This is a genomic window from Bradyrhizobium sp. th-b2 (assembly GCF_000426785.1).
GTDB classification, from domain to species: domain Bacteria; phylum Pseudomonadota; class Alphaproteobacteria; order Rhizobiales; family Xanthobacteraceae; genus Bradyrhizobium; species Bradyrhizobium septentrionale.
Map to the genome: position 1 here is coordinate 96,002 of NZ_AUGA01000006.1, position 17,916 is coordinate 113,917.

Below are 17,916 nucleotides of genomic sequence, written 5' to 3' on the forward strand. Positions count from 1 at the left end.
AGAGCCAACCCGTGCGTTCACGCCTTCTGCTTCGCCGCGGCCTTCGCGAGATCGGGCGCATTGACGGCCGGAATCGCGACGCGGCCGGTGCCGGTATGCTGAAGGGCGGCGGCGGCCTTGTCGTTCTGCATGATCTTGGCCATCACTGCCTGGCCGGCGCGCTCGAACACGGCGCGGTTGTCGATCAGGAACTGGCGCGACTTGCGCAAGCCGTCGATATAGCCGTTGATCTCGGGCACGACATAGCGCGCGACCATGTCCCAGCTGCGGCGGGTGTTTTCCGGATTGGCCCAGTCGTGGGCGAAGCCGACGATGGTGCCGACGCCGCCGGAAACATCGACCAGGTTCTTGATCATCTTCACGAGATCATCCGGCGTGCCGATGGTGGACGCAGCACCCTCGACGAAGGCGGTCTTGTCGACGGCTTCATCCGGCGAGGCGAACGCGGTCAGGCCCGGCCGCATCAGGGTGCCGACATTATATTCGTTGTGCCAGCGCATCAGGCCGGCGCCGGCCTCGCGCCGCGCCTGCTCGCGGGTCTCGGCGATGTGCCACGACAGCAGCACGCGCCAGTTGGCGCGGCTCACCGTGGTGCCGGCCTTGGCGGCGGCGTCCTCGGCGAACTGCCATTGCTGCGGCAGCGCCATCAGGCCCTGGGTCGACATCGAGCCCAGCGAGATGATGCCGATGCCGTACTTGCCGGCGAGCGTCATGCCCGACGGCGAGATCTGCGAGGCCACCACGAACGGCATGTCCTCCTGCAGCGGCAGGATCTGCAGCGCGGCGTCGTGCATCTCGAACCAGTCGGTCTTGGCGGTGACGCGCTCGCCGTTGAACAGGCGGCGGATCACCGCGATCGCTTCGTCCTGGCGGTCGCGCTGGGTCATCGGGTCGATGCCGAGCGTATGCGCGTCGGAGGCAAGCGCGCCCGGGCCGGAGCCGAAGATGGCGCGCCCGCCGGTCATGTGGTCGAGCTGCACCATGCGCTGGGCGACGTTGAAGGGGTGATGGTAGGGCAGAGAGATCACGCCGGTGCCGAGCTTGATGCGCTTGGTGCGCTCGCCGGCGGCGGCCAAAAACATTTCCGGCGAGGCGATGGTCTCCCAGCCCGAGGAATGGTGCTCGCCGCACCAGAATTCGTCGTAGCCGAGCGCGTCGAGCTGTTCGACGAAATCGAGGTCGCGGCGGAATTGCAGCATCGGATGCTCGCCGATCGGATGATGCGGGGCGAGGAAGGCTCCGAATTTGAGGCGCGCCATAGGTCGTTCTCTCCGGATTATTGTTATCGGGGGCTTTCCGCCAACCTACGGGGTGGCCCGGGGCAAGGCAATGCTTGGGGGCTGCGGCGCCCGCATGGTTGTTGCGCAAATCGGCGGCGTTTGCCGCCGCCCGGAATGTTTCCCAGCGCATCAACGCAAATTGGCGCCGGCGCCGCGGATCGGCGGGATAGCCATGGATGACGTGCCCGTGAACCAACGCCTACCTCTGAGGTAATCGAAGGGATGACTGGAATCTGCTGATGTCGGCCGCAATCTCATTTCGGGCAGGACTGCACCACATGCACCAGATCGTCGCGACGCGAGCGGAGACATCCCGCCGCTGGTGGGTGCTTGCGATTGTGGTGTCAGCGCAATTCATGTTCGGCGTCGATGCCTTCATCGTCAACGTCGCGATCCCAACGATCGCGGCCGAGCTGCATGCAACGCCGGCGCAGATCGAGGCTGTCATCGCGATCTATTTGATCGCCTACGCCACGCTGGTGGTCACCGGCGGCCGGCTCGGCGATATCTATGGCGCGAGGGGCGTGTTCATCGCCGGCGTCGCGGGCTTCTCGGCGACGTCGCTGTGGTGCGGTCTCGCGCAATCCGGTCCCGAGTTGATTCTGGCCCGGCTCGCGCAGGGCGCAACCGCAGCGCTGATGGTGCCGCAGGTGCTGGCGACGCTGCATCTGTTGTTCTCCGACGCTGCCCGCGCGCGGGCCTTCGGCATCTACGGCATCGTGCTGGGGCTCGCCGGCGTGACCGGATTCGCGCTCGGCGGCGCGCTGGTGACGCTCGATCTCGCGAGCCTCGGTTGGCGCGCGGTGTTCTTCGTCAACGTGCCGTTCGGGGTCGTCATCATCGCGGCCGCGCTGAAGATCATGCCGATCGCGCCGCGCCGCGCCGGCACCCGGCTCGATCTTCCCGGCGCCATCGTGCTGTTTGCAGGCCTGCTGTGCCTGATCGGCCCGCTGCTGTTCGGTCACGATCTGAACTGGACGGCGTGGCTGTGGCTGGTGATGGCGGCGGGCGTTGCTGTGATCGCAGCCTTCGTGCGGCTCGAGCGCCGCGTCGCGCGCCGTGGCGGCATGCCTCTGATTGATCTGTCGCTGCTGTCGGATCGTGCCTTCATGCGCGGCCTGGTCGCGGTGTTTTTCTTCTTCTTCGCCAATCTCTCCTTCTATCTGATCATGACCATGTTCATGCAGAAGGGCTTGCAGATTCCGCCGTTGCAGGCTGGCTTGGTGTTCGTGCCGCTGGCGCTGACCTTCGTGATCGCGTCGCGTCACAGCGGGGTGCGCGCCAGGCATCGCGGCACGCTGGTGCTGATCGAGGGCTGCGCCGTGCTGATCGTCGGACTTGCCGTGCTCGTCGCGACGGTTGAGGCGGTCGTCGCACCATCGGCGCTCTCGCTCGCGCTGGTGCTGATGATCTTTGGTTACGGTCAGGGTCTGGTGATGGCGCCGCTGTCGAGTGCGGTGCTGTCGAGCGTGAAGCCGGCAAGCGCCGGTGCCGGCTCCGGCATGTACGGCACGACGACGCAGATCGGCAACGCGGCCGGCGTCGCCGCGATCGGTGCGGTCTTCTTCGCCGTCGAGAGCGCGACGTCAGCACGTCTGGCGCTGTTTGCGGCATGCGCATTGTTTGTGCTGTCGATCACTATTTCGGCCGCATTTCTGTCATGGATGCGCCGCGCGACAGCATGAATCCACGGAGGTTTGGCGCGCTTTCTCGAAAAGTTCATGCTCAAACAAGGTGCTACGGCAACTATTCATCGCGCGTCGCCGTCCGATCACGCGTTAACGCCGATTCTCACATTTCCGCAGGGGAAGACGGCACACGGCCTTTTCATTTCGCAGTGCAGCAATTATCTGATCGGGTGACACAGAAGAATGAATCACCTCAGGAGTTGCTGTTGTCTCTGGTCAACAACGTCGAATTCTTGCGTCATCTGCCGAAGATGAACGCGTTCAGCGGTCTCGGCGCGCTCGCGCCGGCCGTGCCGACGACGCTCGTCGAGACGACCGAATTCGGCGTCAACCCCGGCGATCTCAAGATGTACTCGTTCGTGCCCGCGCAGCTGGCGCGGTTGCCCGCGCTCGTCGTGGTGCTGCATGGCTGCGGCCAGACCGCCGCGTCCTACGATCTCGGTGCCGGCTGGTCGGCGCTGGCGGCGCATTACGGCTTCGCGCTGCTGATGCCGGAGCAGCAGGCCGCCAACAACGGCAACACCTGCTTCAACTGGTTCAATCCGCAGGACGTCGCGCGCGGGCAGGGCGAGGCCTCCTCGATCAGGCAGATGGTCGCGCATATGGTCGGCGCGCATCAGATCGACCCGCGTCGCATCTATGTCACGGGACTATCCGCCGGCGGCGCGATGGCCTCGGTCATGCTCGCGACCTATCCGGAAGTGTTCGCAGGCGGCGCCATCATTGCCGGCCTGCCGTACGGCGTCGCCACCGATCTGCGCGAGGCGCTGCATGCGATGATGCATGCGAGCGCGCTGTCCGCGCCCGAACTCGGCGGTCTCGTGCGCAATGCGTCCACGCATAGCGGCGCATGGCCGAAAATTTCGGTGTGGCACGGCAGCGCCGACCGCACCGTCAGTCCGGCCAATGCCGATGCGATCGTCCGGCAGTGGCTCGACGTGCACGGCCTGCCGCTTGCCGCCATGTCGAAGTCGGATGTCGACGGCTATCCCCGCGAGGTGTGGTGGAATGTCGATGGCGAAACGCTGGTCGAATCCTTCAGCATCACCGACATGGCGCATGGCACGCCGCTCGGGCTTGCCGACAATGACGAGCGCTATGGCGTGGAAGGCGCGTTCCTGATCGAGGCCGGGATCTCCTCGTCCTATCATATCGCGAGCTTCTTCGGCCTGACCGACCAGGTCCGTCAGCCGCATATCGCGCCGACCGGCGTGCCGCGCGAGCGCGCGGACACGATCTCGATGACGATACCGGTGCCTGCCGAAGCGCCCGAGGTCGCATCCGGCCGCAAGAGCGACCGGCCGCGTAAGCGGAGCGGCAGGAGCGTCGACGTCGGCGCTGTCATCACCCGGGCGCTGACGGCTGCGGGGCTGATGAAACAGCCCTGAGATATCCGCGCCTCGCGCGCCTACATCTCGCCGGTCAGGAACGGGTTCGTCATCCGCTCCTGGCCGATGCTCGATCCGGCGCCGTGGCCGCAGATGAAGCCAACATCGTCGCCGAGCGGCAGCAGCTTCTCCTTGATCGACTGGATCAGCGTCGGATGGCTGCCGCCGGGGAGGTCGGTGCGCCCGACCGAGCCGGCAAACAGCACGTCGCCGACATGGGCGAAGCGCAGCTCCTTGTTGAAGAACACCACGCTGCCCGGCGAATGGCCGGGGCAGTGCAGGATGTCGAAGGTGAGGTCGCCGATCGAGACCTGATCGCCCTCGTCGAGCCAGCGATCCGGCCCGAAGTTGCGCACCCCGGTCATGCCGAAGCGCTCGCCGCTCGAGACCACATTGTCGAGCAGATATTTGTCAGCGATATGCGGACCCTCGATCTTGACCTGCAGCGCATCGCGTAAGTCTGCGGCGCCGCCGACATGGTCGATATGGCCGTGGGTCAGCCAGATCTTCTCGACCGTCACGCCGGTCTGCTTGATCGCGGCCTGGATCTTCGCCACGTCGCCGCCGGGGTCGATCACCACGGCCTTCTTGGTCGGCTCGTGCCAGATGATGGTGCAGTTCTGCTCGAACAGCGTCACCGGCACGATGATCGCGCCGGCCTTCGGTTTGGTTTCGGTTGTCTCGGTCATGAGGGGCACCATAGGCTACCGGGAAACGCCGTCAACACGCACCGGAAATGCGTCTGCTCCGGCGTGTGATCCCAAAATGGACCGTGATAAGGTCGCCTCCAGCAGCACACATCGAGAGCTGGCCGGTATGCGGCTGCTCTCGCGCATGAGTTAGTCCTCGCCGTCCGGAACCCCATGACCCAGGCTCCCAACTCGCCGCTCGGCGGACCCCGGACCACCGCCCGCGCTTTCTTCGTCGCGGACCGCATCAACACGTCCGGCCTCGAGCGCGGCGACGTGCTGGCCACGACGCCCTTGGCATTTCGCGTCAATGAAAATGGTGTAGCGGTCCTGTTCCGCTACGGCGTCGTCGTCTTGATCGGCCTCAATGCGCTGGAGGAGGATGAATTCCTGCGCAGCCTGCAGTCGCGCATGACCGGTCTGTTCACGCGGCGCGAGGAAGAGATCGCGATCATCGAGCTCGCCGCCGAGAAGGAGGATCAGATTCCGCCGGGCGGCCCGATCTATCTGCAAAGCCTGTCGCCGGAGCGGCTGATCCTGGTCGGCGAGGCGCTGGCCAAGAGCGTGGTGCTGGCGCGGCATGAGCGCGAGGTCCGGGCCGTCTTCGACACGACCGAGCCGTTGGCGCGCGAGCTCGCCAAGGGCGGGCGAGTCCATCGCGGCCGCGTCGCGATCCTCAAGCACATCGGCAACGCGCTGTTGGTGCGGCATCGCGTGGCCGGCCCGGTCGAAGTGTCGGAGAAGCCCGACATTCTCTGGGACAAGCCGCAGCTCGAGCGGCTCTATGCCCGGCTCGAGGACGAGTACGAACTGAAGGAGCGTGCGGAATCGCTCAACCGCAAGCTTGCGGTGGTTGCCGAGACCGCGCAGGTGTTGACCGATATCATCGATACCGGCCGCTCGCTGCGGCTGGAGCTGATCATCGTTTTCCTGATCCTGTTCGAGGTGCTGATCACGATCTATCAGCTCGCTGTCGCCCGGCACTGACGCGCTGCAGCGCCATTTTTCCGTACTGAATTGTGCGTCATCCCTGAACCGATGGGCGGCCCCGGGGACACGGGGTCGGACCACGAGCGAGGGGGACCGGGATGGATCAGGACCACAGGGACTGGTGGCGACGCGGCATTTTCTATCAGATCTATCCGCGCTCGTTCGGGGATAGCGACGGCGATGGCGTCGGCGATCTCAGGGGAATCATCGCGCGGCTGCCCTACCTGACGCGGCTCGGCGTCGACGCGGTCTGGCTGTCGCCGGTCTTCCCGTCGCCGATGGCCGATTTCGGATACGACATCTCCGACTACACCGGCATCGACCCGCTGTTCGGCAGCATCGAGGATTTCGACGCGCTGGTCGCGGCCGCGCACGATTGCGGCCTCAAGCTGATCCTCGACCTGGTGCCCAACCACACCTCCGACCAGCATCCCTGGTTCATCGAGGCGAAGAGCTCGCGCGATAATCCGAAGCGCGACTGGTACATCTGGCGCGATCCGGCGCCTGATGGCGGCGTGCCCAACAACTGGCTGTCGGAGTTCGGCGGCAGCGCCTGGGCCTATGACGAAGCCTCCGGCCAATATTATTATCACGCCTTCCTCGCCCAGCAGCCCGATCTCAACTGGCGCAATCGCGAGGTCAGGGACGCGATCTACGACGTGATGCGCTTCTGGCTGCGCAAGGGCGTCGACGGCTTTCGTGTCGACGTGATCTGGCACCTGATCAAGGACGCCGAATTCCGCGACAACCCGCCGAACCCGCATTATCGCGAGGGCCGACCGCCGCACGAGAAACTGCTGACGCAGTATTCGACCGATCAGCCCGAGGTGCACGCCGTTATCACCGAGATGCGCCGCGTCACCGATGAGTTCGACAACCGCGTGCTGATCGGCGAGATCTATCTGCCGCTGCACCGGCTGGTCGCCTATTACGGCAACGATTTGCGCGGCGCCCAGATGCCGTTCAATTTCGCACTGCTGTCGACCTTGTGGAGCGCGCGCTCGGTCGAGCAGATCATCGCCGATTACGAGAAGGCGCTGCCGCCGGGCGCGTGGCCGAACTGGGTGCTCGGCAATCACGACCGGCCGCGGGTGGCGAGCCGGGTGGGACCGGCGCAGGCCCCGGTCGCGGCGATGCTGCTGCTGACGCTGCGCGGCACGCCGACGCTTTATTACGGCGACGAGATCGGCATGCGCCAGGTTGCGATCGCGCCGGATCAGGTGCGCGATCCCTTCGAGAAGAACGTGCCTGACATCGGCGTCGGCCGCGACGGCTGCCGCACGCCGATGCAGTGGAACGCCGAGCGCCATGCCGGCTTCTCGACGGCGAGGCCGTGGCTGCCGCTCGCCCAGGATTTTGCGCGCGACAATGTCGCAACTCTCGAAGCCGAGCGGGCGTCGATCCTCAACCTCTACAAGGCGCTGATCGAATTGCGGCGAAAGCTGCCGCAGCTCGTCCATGGCAGCTATGAGCCGGCCGCGGCGCAGGGCGATGTCCTGCTCTACCGGCGGCGCAGCGCGGAGGGCGTGGCTGTGATCGCGCTGAATTTCGGCGCCGTGCCCGCGTCGATCTCCTCAAGCGCGATCGGCTTCAACAACGAGGTTTTGCTGTCGACCTTGATGGACCGGCAGGGCGAGAGGGTCGACGGCGTGCTCGATCTGCGCGCCAATGAAGGCGTGATCCTCGGCGCGCCGCAGAGCGATTAACGCGAGGTGCGGGGCTCCTTGGTGTCGATGTCGCTGCGCTTGAGCAGGTAGTCGAGGCCGCCGACCCTGTACCAGCGATAGCCGTAAGCCTCGATCAGAAGCTTGTGACGGCCGGCATCGTCGGCGCGGCTGTGATCCTCGGTCAGGAGGTTGACCAGGAGCTTTCCGGCGTCGTCAGGCAGCCCAGCGCTGAACGCGATCTCGAGCGGCTTCTCGGCGAAATTGTGCACGAACAGCACCGAGTTGTTGCGCCAGTCGTAACGAATGATCAGGACGGCAGGATTTCGGGTAGCGATAATCTTGAAGTCTCCCCAGCCGACCTCGGGCACTTCCTTGCGCATGCGGATGATGCGCTCGGTCCAATTCAGCATCGAATTGGGGTCGCGCCGCTGCTTGGCGGCATTGACGTGCTCATAGCCATACGGACCCTCGTCGATCACGGGCACGCTTGGCCGGTCGCTTTCGGTGAAGCCGCCATGCGGCTCGATCGACCACTGCATCGGCGTGCGCGCACAACTGCGTTCGGGCAGGTCGAGATTGTCGCCCATGCCGAGTTCATCGCCGTAGCGGATGACGGGCGTGCCGGGCAGCGTACACATCAAGCTGTACGCGAGCTCCAGGCGTCGCCGGTCGCCGCCCAGCATCGGCGCAAGGCGCCGCCGGATGCCGCGGTCGTAGAGCTGCATGCTCTTGTCCGGACCGAACGCCTTGAACACGCGCTCGCGCTGCGCCTTGGTGAGGCGGCCGAGATCGAGTTCATCGTGATTGCGCAGGAACAAGCCCCATTGCGCGGTCGCGGGCCGCGGCTTCGTCGCCGTCAATGCCTTCGCCAATGGCTTCGAATCGGCCGATGCCAGCGCGTAGAACAGATGCTGATTGACGTGGAAGTTGAACATCATCTGCATTCGGTCGCCGTCGCGCCCGAAATATTCCATGTCGGTCTCGGGCAAGACGTTGGCTTCGGCGAGGATGATCGCGTTGCCCTGACGCCATTGCAGGAATTCGCGAAACGATCGCAGCATGTCGTATTGCTCGACCGGCTTGCGCACCGAGGCGCCCTTGGTCGCGATCACGAACGGCACGGCGTCCATCCGGAAGCCGGAGACGCCGAGCTGGATCCAGAACCCCATGATCTTGAGGATCTCGGCCTGCACGTGCAGATTGGACGTGTTGAGGTCCGGCTGGAAATCGTAGAAGCGATGGAAGTACCAGGCGCCGGCCTGCTTGTCGCGGGTCCAGGTCGATTTCTGCACGCCGGGAAACACCATGCCGGTGTTGGCGTTGGCGGGTTTCTTGTCCGACCAGACATACCAGTCGCGGTACGGTGAGTCTTTCGCGCTGCGCGCCGATCGAAACCAGGCGTGCTGGTCCGAGGTGTGATTGACGACGAGATCGATGATCACGCGGATGCCGCGTTGCCGGCAGCCATGGGCAAATTCGACGAAATCGCCCAGCGTGCCGTAGCGCGGATCGACGCCGTAATAGTCCGAAATGTCGTAGCCGTCGTCCCGGCAGGGTGACGGCTGAAACGGCATCAGCCAGATCGCGGTGATGCCGAGCCCGTGCAAATAGTCCAGGCGCCGCAGCAGGCCTCTAAAATCGCCGATGCCGTCGCCGTTGGCATCCATGTAGGTGCCGACGGAAAGGCAATAGATCACGCCATTCTTGTACCAGAGGTCGTCAATCACCAGGCAGCCCTCATCGGTCCGCCTGTGGTGGCGGCCGTGGGATAAGCGGGGAGGTGACGACGGGTTCCTGTTCGGAGCTCCGTCCCGAAACATGGCGGGGCGGCGCTCCGTGCCAATAGCTACCGCTTGATCTGCGCCTTCAGCGTGTCCTCGACCACACGATCGAACGATGACGTTTTCGGCGCGCTCTTGCGGTGCTCGGCGACGTATTTGTCGCGCTTGGCGACGAGGGCGGCGAGCTTCTCGTTCAGCGCCTTGCGCTGGGTGATCTGCTTGTCGATCTCGGCACTGCGCGCTTCGGGTTTCATGGCGCGGAGATTGTCGGGCAGCTCCTCCTCCTTGACCTTCGCCACATCGTTGCGGCCGGCTGCGACGTCGGCGACCAGGTCGCCATCGCCGGTGACCGCCTCCGAGGTCGCCTTCGACCGCTTGTTGATGAAGCTCGCCATCTCCGAGGCCCGCGCCGGCGAAGCTGCGGCGACGCTTGCGAGCTGCTGGGTCTTGGATTCGGTGCGCTTCTGCAGCGCGCGCGGGCCGTAGGGGATCACGGTGCCGTTGATCTCGCGCTGCAGGATGATGATGTCCTCGTCGAATGGCGTCTCGATGGTGACGATCTGGCCGCCATCCTGCGGGATCGGGATGAATTCGCCATTGCCGTTCTGCGCGATATCGCGCCACACCCGCTCGGTGTCCTGCGCGTTGCCGGCGAGCACGGCGTTGACGATGATGTCGCGTTGCTTGGCGACCGCGAGTGTGACCGGGTATTTGGTGTCCTGCGCATAGTCCATGTGCGGCGGGGCGTCGCCGACCAGGAATACGATGCGGGTGCTGTCGCGCCCTTGCGTCCACTGCATCTTGTTGACGGCGACGTCGAGCGCCTCGTTGACGCTCTCCGGCCAGTCGCCGCCACCGCGCGCCTTGAATTCCAGCAGATTGGCATAGAGATCCTGGATGTCGCGCGTCAGTTCAACCTTCCTGGTCACATACTCATCGCCGATGTCGCGATAGGCGATCAGGCCCATCCGGATGTCGGCGTCGGGATTGGAATCGACGATCGCAGTGGCGATCGACCAGATCTTGCGCTTGGCGCCCTCGATCAAGCCGCCCATCGAACCGGTGGTATCGAGCACGAAGGCAACCTCGACCACCGGCTTGGCGATGGCCGAGGACAGTCCGGCGGACAGCGGAAGGGTTGCGAGAGCGAAGACGAGCGAGCGAAGCGAGATGCGTGACCGCATGGGTCTCTCCTCCAGTGGTTTCGTCCCTCGGAACCAAGGTTCCATCGGCTTCGCGGTGGCTTGAGGCCGAAATCGCGGCGGCCTGGGTGCAAATTTGCGGCCGATTCCGGCGCTCTGCCCCCGCGCAACGGAATCGGCTACTCTCGGCAGATGGACTCGCCCGCCCGCCAGATCGCGCTTGTGCCCGCGCCCGACCGACGCCAGTCGGACACCGCGCTTGCGATCGCGCGCGGCACGGCGAGGCTTCTGAGATCGCTGGGATTTTCCTGCATCAGCGAGCTGCCGCTGCCGTCCGGCCGCCGCGCCGATCTGGTCGCACTGAACGAGCGCGGCGAGATCTGGATCGTCGAGATCAAGTCGTCGGTCGAGGATCTGCGCGCCGACCAGAAGTGGCAGGACTACCGGGTGCATTGCGACCGGCTGTTCTTCGCCTTCACGCAGGATCTGCCGTGCGAGATCTTCCCCGTGGACACCGGCCTGATCATTGCCGACGCCTACGGCGCGCATCTGCATTGCGAGGCGCCGGAGCACCGCCTGCCGGCCGCGACGCGCAAGGCGATGACGGTGCGCTTTGCGATGGCCGCGGCGCAGCGCATCAACCGGCTGGTCGATCCGCAGGGGCACGCCGAGTTCTAGAAGCAGGCGAGATCGTGATCCCGTCATCCCCGCGCAAAGGCTTTGCCTTTGTCGCTGGAGGCGCGAGCGGAGCGAGCCTCGAAGGATGAATCGGCCCGGCTGGTGGCCGTCGACCCTTCGAGACGGCCGCTCCGCGGCCTCCTCAGGGTGACGGTGATAGACCTCGGTAGTCAGCGAAGCTTGCTGGATTCCGTAGGATGGGTAGAGCGAAGCGAAACCCATCACTTGGTGCCGCACTTGTCGCCGCGCCGCGAAGTTGGTGGGTTTCGCTTCGCTCTACCCACCCTACAAAAGCAAATGGCCGGGCAAGGCCCGGCCATCGCGAAACAGATGAAACGCCGCTTAGCGCGGGGCGCGCTTGGCGAGGATGCGCTGCAGCGTCCGGCGATGCATGTTGAGGCGGCGCGCGGTCTCCGAGACGTTGCGGTTGCACATCTCGTAGATGCGCTGGATGTGCTCCCAGCGCACCCGGTCCGCCGACATCGGATTGGCCGGCAGCTCGGATTTCTCGGTGCCGGTTGCGAGCAGGGCTGCGACGACGTCATCGGCGTCGGCGGGCTTCGACAGATAATCGACGGCGCCCATCTTCACCGCGGTGACGGCGGTGGCGATGTTGCCGTAGCCGGTCAGCACGATCGCGCGTGCGTCCGGACGCTTGCGCTTCAACGCCGAGACGACGTCGAGGCCGTTGCCGTCGCCAAGCCTGAGGTCGACGACCGCGAAAGCGGGCGCGGCCCGGCCGATCTCGGCGAGACCATCAGACACCGTGTCGCATGACTTCACCGCAAAGCCGCGCGTCTCCATGGCGCGCGACAGGCGCTCCAGGAACGGCTTGTCGTCCTCGACGATGAGGAGCGAGCGGTCGGCATGGTCATTCAGTTCAGTGATGGCGTTCACGGTCCATTTTTCCCTGTGGCAGACCCCTAACATATGGGCTCCTACTGCGGCGCTGCCAAGGCAGCCGAAAGTCGTGTCGGCTGCATCCGGTATGCCAGAGTTGCGGTTAAGAATCGTTCTTAAGCTGCGTCTTCGTCACCAGGCGCGGCTTCCTCGAAGCGCTCGCGGGGCCAGACGATCTGCACCACGGCGCCGTGATCGGGGAAGGTGCGATTGGTAAACGACACCTTGGCGCCGGTCCGTTCCAGCAGCGTCCTTGCGATGAAAACGCCCAGACCCAAGCCTCCACGGGCGTTTTGGGCCTCATCTGCGCCCCGGCGGCGCGACAAATAGGGCTCGCCGATCCGCTTCAGCATATCAGGCGCGATGCCGGGGCCGTCGTCGGAAACGACGATCTCGATGGTTTCGGCGTTCCACCACGCGTTCACCTCGACGGTCTGGTGCGCGAAATCGACCGCATTTTCGAGAATGTTTCCGACGCCATAGAGGATCGCCGGATTGCGTGCCGCGACTGGTTCACTCGTTGCTGCGACAGCAAGCCGCACCTTGATGTTGATGCCGAAATCGCGATGCGGTGCCACCGCCTCCTCGATCAGGGTCGACAGCTTCATGGTGTCGAACGGCGCGCCGCTGGAGGACAATTGCGCGATCTTGCTCAGGATGTCGCGACAGCGCTGCGCCTGTTCACGCAGGGTCTTCAGGTCGCCGGCGATGGAAGGGTCGTGCGCCGTCTTCTCGAGCTCGCGCGAGATCAGGAAGATCGTCGACAGCGGCGTGCCGAGCTCGTGGGCTGCTGCGGCGGCGAGGCCGTCGAGCTGGGTCAGATGTTGCTCGCGCGTCAGCACCAGCTCGGTCGCAGCGAGCGCATCGGAGAGCTGACGCGCCTCCTCGGTCACCTGGAATGCGTAAAGGCTGGTGACGCCGATCGCGAGCAGGATCGAGAGCCAGACGCCGATCAGATAGATCGGCGGCAGCACGAGCGGATCGTCGCCATCCCAGGGCAATGGCAGATGGTAGAAGAACAGCGCCGAGGCACAGGCAACCGCAAGGCAGCCGAGCGCGATGGTCAGCCGGATCGGCAGCACCGTGGCCGAGATCAGGACCGGCGCCAGGAACAGGAACGAGAACGGGTTCTGCAGCCCGCCGGTGAAGTACAGGAGCCCACCGAGTTCGACGATGTTGAAGGCGAGTAGGGCCGCGGCATAGGCCGGCTCCAGCCGCTGCATCGGGTTGAACGCGATCTGCAGCGCCAGATTGAGCAGCGCCGAGAATGTCACGATGGTGACGCAGGGGACGATCGGAACGTCGAATTCCAGTCCCTGGGCGACGATGAAGATCGCGACCAGCTGGCCGAGCGCGGCGAGCCAGCGCAGCCGCAGGATCGTATCGAGGCGGACATAGCGGCGAGGCTGGCGGAAATCGGAAGCGAAGTCGGTCATCTCGGGACCTTAGCTGTGCCGTGGGCAGCGCACAAATTCGCGACTTAGCGCAACGACGCGGGGCAAGCCTTGCGCTTATTGTCGCAATGGCTCAATGAACGGCCAGATGCAACAGAGCGAGACAAGTCAGGGGGAACCGCCCACGGCTCATGAAGCGCCCGCGGCTGAACAGGGCAGATCGGCCGCGATCGAGGTCGCGCATCTGGTCAAGGTCTACAAGACCACCCGCGCGGTCGACGGCATTTCCTTCCGCATCGCGCGCGGCAGCATCACCGGCCTGCTCGGCGGCAACGGCGCCGGCAAGACCACGACGATCGCGATGATCATGGGGCTGGTGCTACCGACCTCGGGCAGCGTCGAGGTGCTCGGCGCGAAAATTCCAGAGCAGCGCTATGACGTGCTGGGCCGGATGAATTTCGAGAGCCCCTATGTCGACATGCCGATGCGGCTCACGGTGCGGCAGAACCTGACCATCTTCGGGCGCCTCTATGCCGTGAAGATGCGCGAACGGATCGACCAGCTTGCCGCCGATCTCGATCTCACCGAATTCCTCGACCGTTCCAACGGCAAGCTCTCCGCCGGGCAGAAGACCCGCGTCGCGCTGGCGAAGGCCCTGATCAACGAGCCGGACCTCCTGCTGCTCGACGAGCCGACCGCGTCGCTCGACCCGGATACCGCCGACTGGGTGCGGCAGCATCTCGAGACCTACCGCAAGACCCATAACGCGACCATCCTGCTGGCGTCGCACAACATGCTGGAGGTCGAGCGTCTCTGTGATCGCGTCATCATCATGAAGCGCGGCAAGATCCAGGACGACGACAGCCCCGACAGGATTATGGCGCGCTACAACCGCGACACGCTGGAAGAGGTGTTTCTCGACGTCGCGCGCGGCCGGGTCCGGGAGGGCGCGCCATGAGCGAACTCGTCAGCCACCACCAGCGCGGGATCTCATTGCAACGCATCAATGCGATGGTGCTGCGCTATTGGTATCTGTTGATGTCGTCATGGCCGCGGCTGCTGGAACTGGTCTACTGGCCGGCATTGCAGATCATCACCTGGGGCTTCCTGCAGAATTACATCTCGCAGTCATCCGGCTTCTTCGCCAAAGCCGGCGGCACGCTGATCGGCGCCGTGATCCTGTGGGACATCCTGTTCCGCGGCCAGCTCGGCTTCTCCATCTCGTTCCTGGAGGAGATGTGGGCGCGCAATCTCGGCAACCTGATGATGAGCCCGCTAAAGCCGATCGAATTCCTGCTCTCGCTGATGATCATGAGCCTGATCCGGCTCGCCATCGGCGTGATCCCGATGACGCTGCTGGCGCTGTTCTTCTTCGGCTTCAACTTCTACGCCATCGGGCTGCCGCTAATCGCGTTCTTCTGCAATCTGATCTTCACGAGCTGGTCGGTCGGCGTGTTCGCCTCGGGCCTCGTGCTGCGCAACGGGCTCGGCGCGGAAAGCATCGTCTGGACATTGATGTTCGCGGTGATGCCACTGGCCTGCATCTACTATCCGGTCGAGGTGCTGCCGGGCTGGCTGCAAGTCGTCGCCTGGACGTTGCCGCCGACCTATGTGTTCGAAGGCATGCGCTCGCTCTTGATCGATCACGTCTTCCGCGCCGACCTGATGGCGTGGGCGCTGGTCATCAACGCGATCCTGTTCGCTGCCTCTTTTGCGACCTTCCTTGCCCTTTTGCAGAGCGCCAAGCACAACGGATCGCTGTTGTCAGGTGGTGAATAAATGTCACTTTCCCGTGGAATCTCGGTGTATTAGCCGGATAGTGCCCCTAAATTCAGTGAGCGGCGGATTGACGCATTGTTACGCATTCGTCAGGATGCTGCGGCGCAAAACAGGGGTCTGGAAACATTATGCCCATCGGTGAATTTGGCGGTGCCCCGCCACTAGCGGCGGAAGGCGGTCCGGGACTCACGACGCCGCTGTACTGGATGTACGAAATGGCACAGGCATCGCTCAATCCGGCGCGCGCGGTGACCGACGCCACCAAGATCCTGTTTCAGAACCCGCTCAATCCGTGGACCCACACCCAGCTCGGCAAATCGATCGCGGCCAGCTGCGAGCTGTTCGAGCGCACGACGCGCCGCTACGGCAAGCCCGACTGGAACCTGCCGACGACCGAGGTCAACGGCATCCGCACGCCGGTCGAGGTTCGCTCGATCTGGGAGAAGCCGTTCTGCCGCCTGCTGCATTTCGATCGCAAGCTGACGCGTCCGCTGCGCTCGCCGCAGCCGCGCGTGCTGATCGTGGCGCCGATGTCGGGCCACTATGCGACGCTGCTGCGCGGCACGGTCGAGGCGTTCCTGCCGACGCATGAGGTCTACATCACCGACTGGGCGGATGCGCGCATGGTGCCGCTTGCGGCCGGCCGGTTCGATCTCGACGACTACGTCGATTACCTGATCGAGATGCTGCACGCACTCGGCGGCAACATGCATGTGATTGCGGTGTGCCAGCCCTCGGTGCCGGTGGTTGCGGCGGTCTCGGTCATGGAAGCCAACCACGATCCGTTCGTGCCGTTGTCGATGACGCTGATGGGCGGCCCGATCGACACAAGGCGCAATCCGACCGCGGTCAACAACCTCGCCGAAGAGCGCGGCATCGAGTGGTTCCGCAACAACGTCATCACCAAGGTGCCGTTCCCGCATCCGGGCGTGATGCGCGACGTCTATCCGGGCTTCCTGCAGCTCAACGGCTTCATCAGCATGAACCTGGATCGGCACATGGACGCGCACAAGGCGCTCTTCGCCAATCTGGTGAAGGGTGACGGCGACCTCGTCGACAAGCACCGCGAATTCTATGACGAATATCTCGCCGTGATGGACCTCACAGCGGAGTATTACCTGCAGACCGTCGACCTCGTGTTCGTCAAGCACGCGCTGCCGAAGGGCGAGATGACCCATCGTGGCAAGCCGGTCGATCCCTCGAAGATCCGCCGTGTCGCGCTGATGACGGTGGAAGGCGAGAAGGACGACATCTCTGGCCTCGGCCAGACCGAGGCGACGCACGCGCTCTGCACGGCGATTCCGAACCATCGCCGCGTGCACTATGTGCAGAAGGGCGTCGGGCACTACGGCGTGTTCAACGGCTCGCGGTTCCGCTCCGAAATCGTGCCGCGGATCTCCGATTTCATGGTTTCGGCGGCCAATACGCGGCTTTCCTTAGTCGCTGCGGCCGAATAGGTATCGCCCCGGCCGCGATTTTCGCGGTCGCGCAAGCCACTGATTTAACTAAAAGAATCTCAAATCAGGCAGGGCTCAAGGGGTGAATATGGCTTCATCCTATGAACCTTGCTTGCGAGTCCGATTCATCAGAAAAATTCCGGTTCCGACCCCTGCCGGTAGAGGTCAATTAACGGCCAGCCCCTGTATATTGGGCAAATGATTTGTTTTTGCGCCGAGCGCTTTCCCTGGCGGCGGATATGGCAAAGTTCGGGCGAACTCCTGCTCCCCGGACTCTCAGAAATGGCTATTCGCGCGCTCCTTTATCGGCGGCCTGCCGAACCCGCGACCGTATTGGTCAGACACGGCTCCCAGTTCTTCACCGTCAGGCTGCGGCGGCACAGGCGCGCGCGCCGCTACACCCTCAGGATACATCCGACCGATCGTGAAGCGATCCTGACGATGCCGCCGCGCGGCACGATTATCGAAGCCAAGGAGTTCGCCAATCTCCATGGCGGCTGGATTGCTGCCCGTCTCGGCCGATTGCCGAAGGCCGCACCGTTCCAGCCCGGCACGGTGGTGCCGCTGCGCGGCGTGCCGCATCGGCTGGTGCATCGCTCGGGCGAGCGCGGCACGGTGTGGACCGAGACGCGCGACAGCGGCGAGAAGATCCTGTGCGTCGCCGGCGGCGTCGAGCACATGGATCGCCGGGTGCATGACTTCCTCAAGCGCGAGGCGCGCAAGGATCTGCAGAAGTCAGCGCAGCTGCACGCCGCGGAACTCGGCGTGCGGGTGCGGCGGATCTCGATCCGCGATCAGTCCAGCCGTTGGGGCTCGTGCACCTCGGCTGGCTCGCTGTCGTTCTCGTGGCGGCTGATTCTCGCACCGCCCTTCGTGCTCGATTACCTCGCCGCGCATGAGGTCGCCCATCTCGTCGAGATGAACCACTCGGCGCGGTTCTGGCGGGTGGTCGACAAGGTCTGCGCCTCGGTCACGCGCGCCAAGAATTGGCTCGACACCCACGGCAACGACCTGCACCGCTACGGCATTCAGGAATAGGCGGCGCTGTCTCCGCCACCTTTGCTGTCATCGCCCGCGAAAGCG

15 protein-coding genes are annotated in these 17,916 nt (G+C 64.6%); 9 read left to right on the top strand and 6 right to left on the bottom strand.

Annotated elements, in window-relative coordinates; all coding sequences use genetic code 11:
* Positions 1-17: 17 nt before the first annotated feature.
* A complete protein-coding gene (locus K359_RS0111510; protein WP_029079481.1) occupies positions 18-1,259 on the bottom strand; it encodes an LLM class flavin-dependent oxidoreductase in 1,242 nt (413 codons plus the stop codon).
* Between the two features lie 299 nt (positions 1,260-1,558).
* On the opposite strand from K359_RS0111510, the gene K359_RS0111515 reads away from it, so the two are divergent.
* Together K359_RS0111515 and K359_RS0111520 are read left to right on the top strand one after the other, a co-directional pair.
* Positions 1,559-2,965 carry an MFS transporter gene (locus K359_RS0111515; protein WP_029079482.1) on the top strand — a complete coding sequence of 469 codons (1,407 nt, stop codon included), beginning with the start codon at positions 1,559-1,561 and terminating at the stop codon, positions 2,963-2,965.
* 209 nt (positions 2,966-3,174) lie between these two features.
* The gene (locus tag K359_RS0111520; protein WP_029079483.1) at positions 3,175-4,356 is read left to right on the top strand and encodes a PHB depolymerase family esterase; all 1,182 of its coding nucleotides are present in this window, start codon (positions 3,175-3,177) and stop codon (positions 4,354-4,356) included.
* 20 nt (positions 4,357-4,376) lie between these two features.
* On the opposite strand, the gene K359_RS0111525 is transcribed toward K359_RS0111520, so the two are convergent.
* Positions 4,377-5,045, bottom strand: a complete 669-nt coding sequence (locus K359_RS0111525) for an MBL fold metallo-hydrolase (RefSeq protein WP_029079484.1) — start codon at positions 5,043-5,045, stop codon at positions 4,377-4,379.
* 174 nt (positions 5,046-5,219) lie between these two features.
* Here K359_RS0111525 and K359_RS0111530 point away from each other — a divergent pair, with 174 nt between their 5' ends.
* Entirely contained in the window at positions 5,220-6,032 is an 813-nt protein-coding gene (locus K359_RS0111530) for an RMD1 family protein (protein WP_029079485.1), read from the top strand.
* 101 nt (positions 6,033-6,133) lie between these two features.
* A complete protein-coding gene (locus tag K359_RS0111535; protein WP_029079486.1) occupies positions 6,134-7,741 on the top strand; it encodes an alpha-amylase family glycosyl hydrolase in 1,608 nt (535 codons plus the stop codon).
* Here K359_RS0111535 and K359_RS0111540 read toward each other — a convergent pair.
* Both K359_RS0111540 and K359_RS0111545 read right to left on the bottom strand, forming a co-directional pair.
* Positions 7,738-9,429: an alpha-amylase family protein gene (locus tag K359_RS0111540; protein WP_029079487.1), complete on the bottom strand. Its 1,692-nt coding sequence runs from the start codon at positions 9,427-9,429 to the stop codon at positions 7,738-7,740. The two genes, K359_RS0111535 and K359_RS0111540, sit on opposite strands and share 4 nt — an antisense overlap.
* Before the next feature lie 119 nt (positions 9,430-9,548).
* Positions 9,549-10,667, bottom strand: coding sequence for a VWA domain-containing protein (locus tag K359_RS0111545; RefSeq protein WP_029079488.1), 1,119 nt, complete (start codon positions 10,665-10,667; stop codon positions 9,549-9,551).
* Positions 10,668-10,817: 150 nt separating this feature from the next.
* Between K359_RS0111545 and K359_RS0111550 the strand changes: the two genes are divergently transcribed.
* Complete coding sequence (locus K359_RS0111550) at positions 10,818-11,303, top strand: MmcB family DNA repair protein (protein ID WP_029079489.1); 486 nt, start codon at positions 10,818-10,820, stop codon at positions 11,301-11,303.
* Between the two features lie 342 nt (positions 11,304-11,645).
* Here the strand turns inward: K359_RS0111550 and K359_RS0111555 are convergent, their stop codons facing one another.
* Complete coding sequence (locus tag K359_RS0111555) at positions 11,646-12,200, bottom strand: ActR/PrrA/RegA family redox response regulator transcription factor (protein ID WP_029079490.1); 555 nt, start codon at positions 12,198-12,200, stop codon at positions 11,646-11,648.
* A gap of 119 nt (positions 12,201-12,319) precedes the next feature.
* Entirely contained in the window at positions 12,320-13,639 is a 1,320-nt protein-coding gene (locus tag K359_RS0111560; RefSeq protein ID WP_029079491.1) for an ActS/PrrB/RegB family redox-sensitive histidine kinase, read from the bottom strand.
* Between the two features lie 106 nt (positions 13,640-13,745).
* Here K359_RS0111560 and K359_RS0111565 point away from each other — a divergent pair, with 106 nt between their 5' ends.
* The 4 genes from K359_RS0111565 (at position 13,746) to K359_RS0111580 (ending at position 17,871) form a co-directional block, all read left to right on the top strand.
* Positions 13,746-14,555 carry an ABC transporter ATP-binding protein gene (locus K359_RS0111565; RefSeq protein ID WP_029079492.1) on the top strand — a complete coding sequence of 270 codons (810 nt, stop codon included), beginning with the start codon at positions 13,746-13,748 and terminating at the stop codon, positions 14,553-14,555.
* Positions 14,552-15,376 (top strand): ABC transporter permease, encoded by an 825-nt coding sequence (locus K359_RS0111570; protein ID WP_029079493.1) that lies wholly within the window; start codon positions 14,552-14,554, stop codon positions 15,374-15,376. The genes K359_RS0111565 and K359_RS0111570 overlap by 4 nt, the downstream gene beginning before the upstream one ends.
* A gap of 128 nt (positions 15,377-15,504) precedes the next feature.
* The gene (locus tag K359_RS0111575) at positions 15,505-16,833 is read left to right on the top strand and encodes a polyhydroxyalkanoate depolymerase (protein ID WP_029079494.1); all 1,329 of its coding nucleotides are present in this window, start codon (positions 15,505-15,507) and stop codon (positions 16,831-16,833) included.
* Between the two features lie 198 nt (positions 16,834-17,031).
* Positions 17,032-17,871, top strand: coding sequence for a M48 family metallopeptidase (locus tag K359_RS0111580; RefSeq protein WP_029079495.1), 840 nt, complete (start codon positions 17,032-17,034; stop codon positions 17,869-17,871).
* Positions 17,872-17,916: the final 45 nt, after the last annotated feature.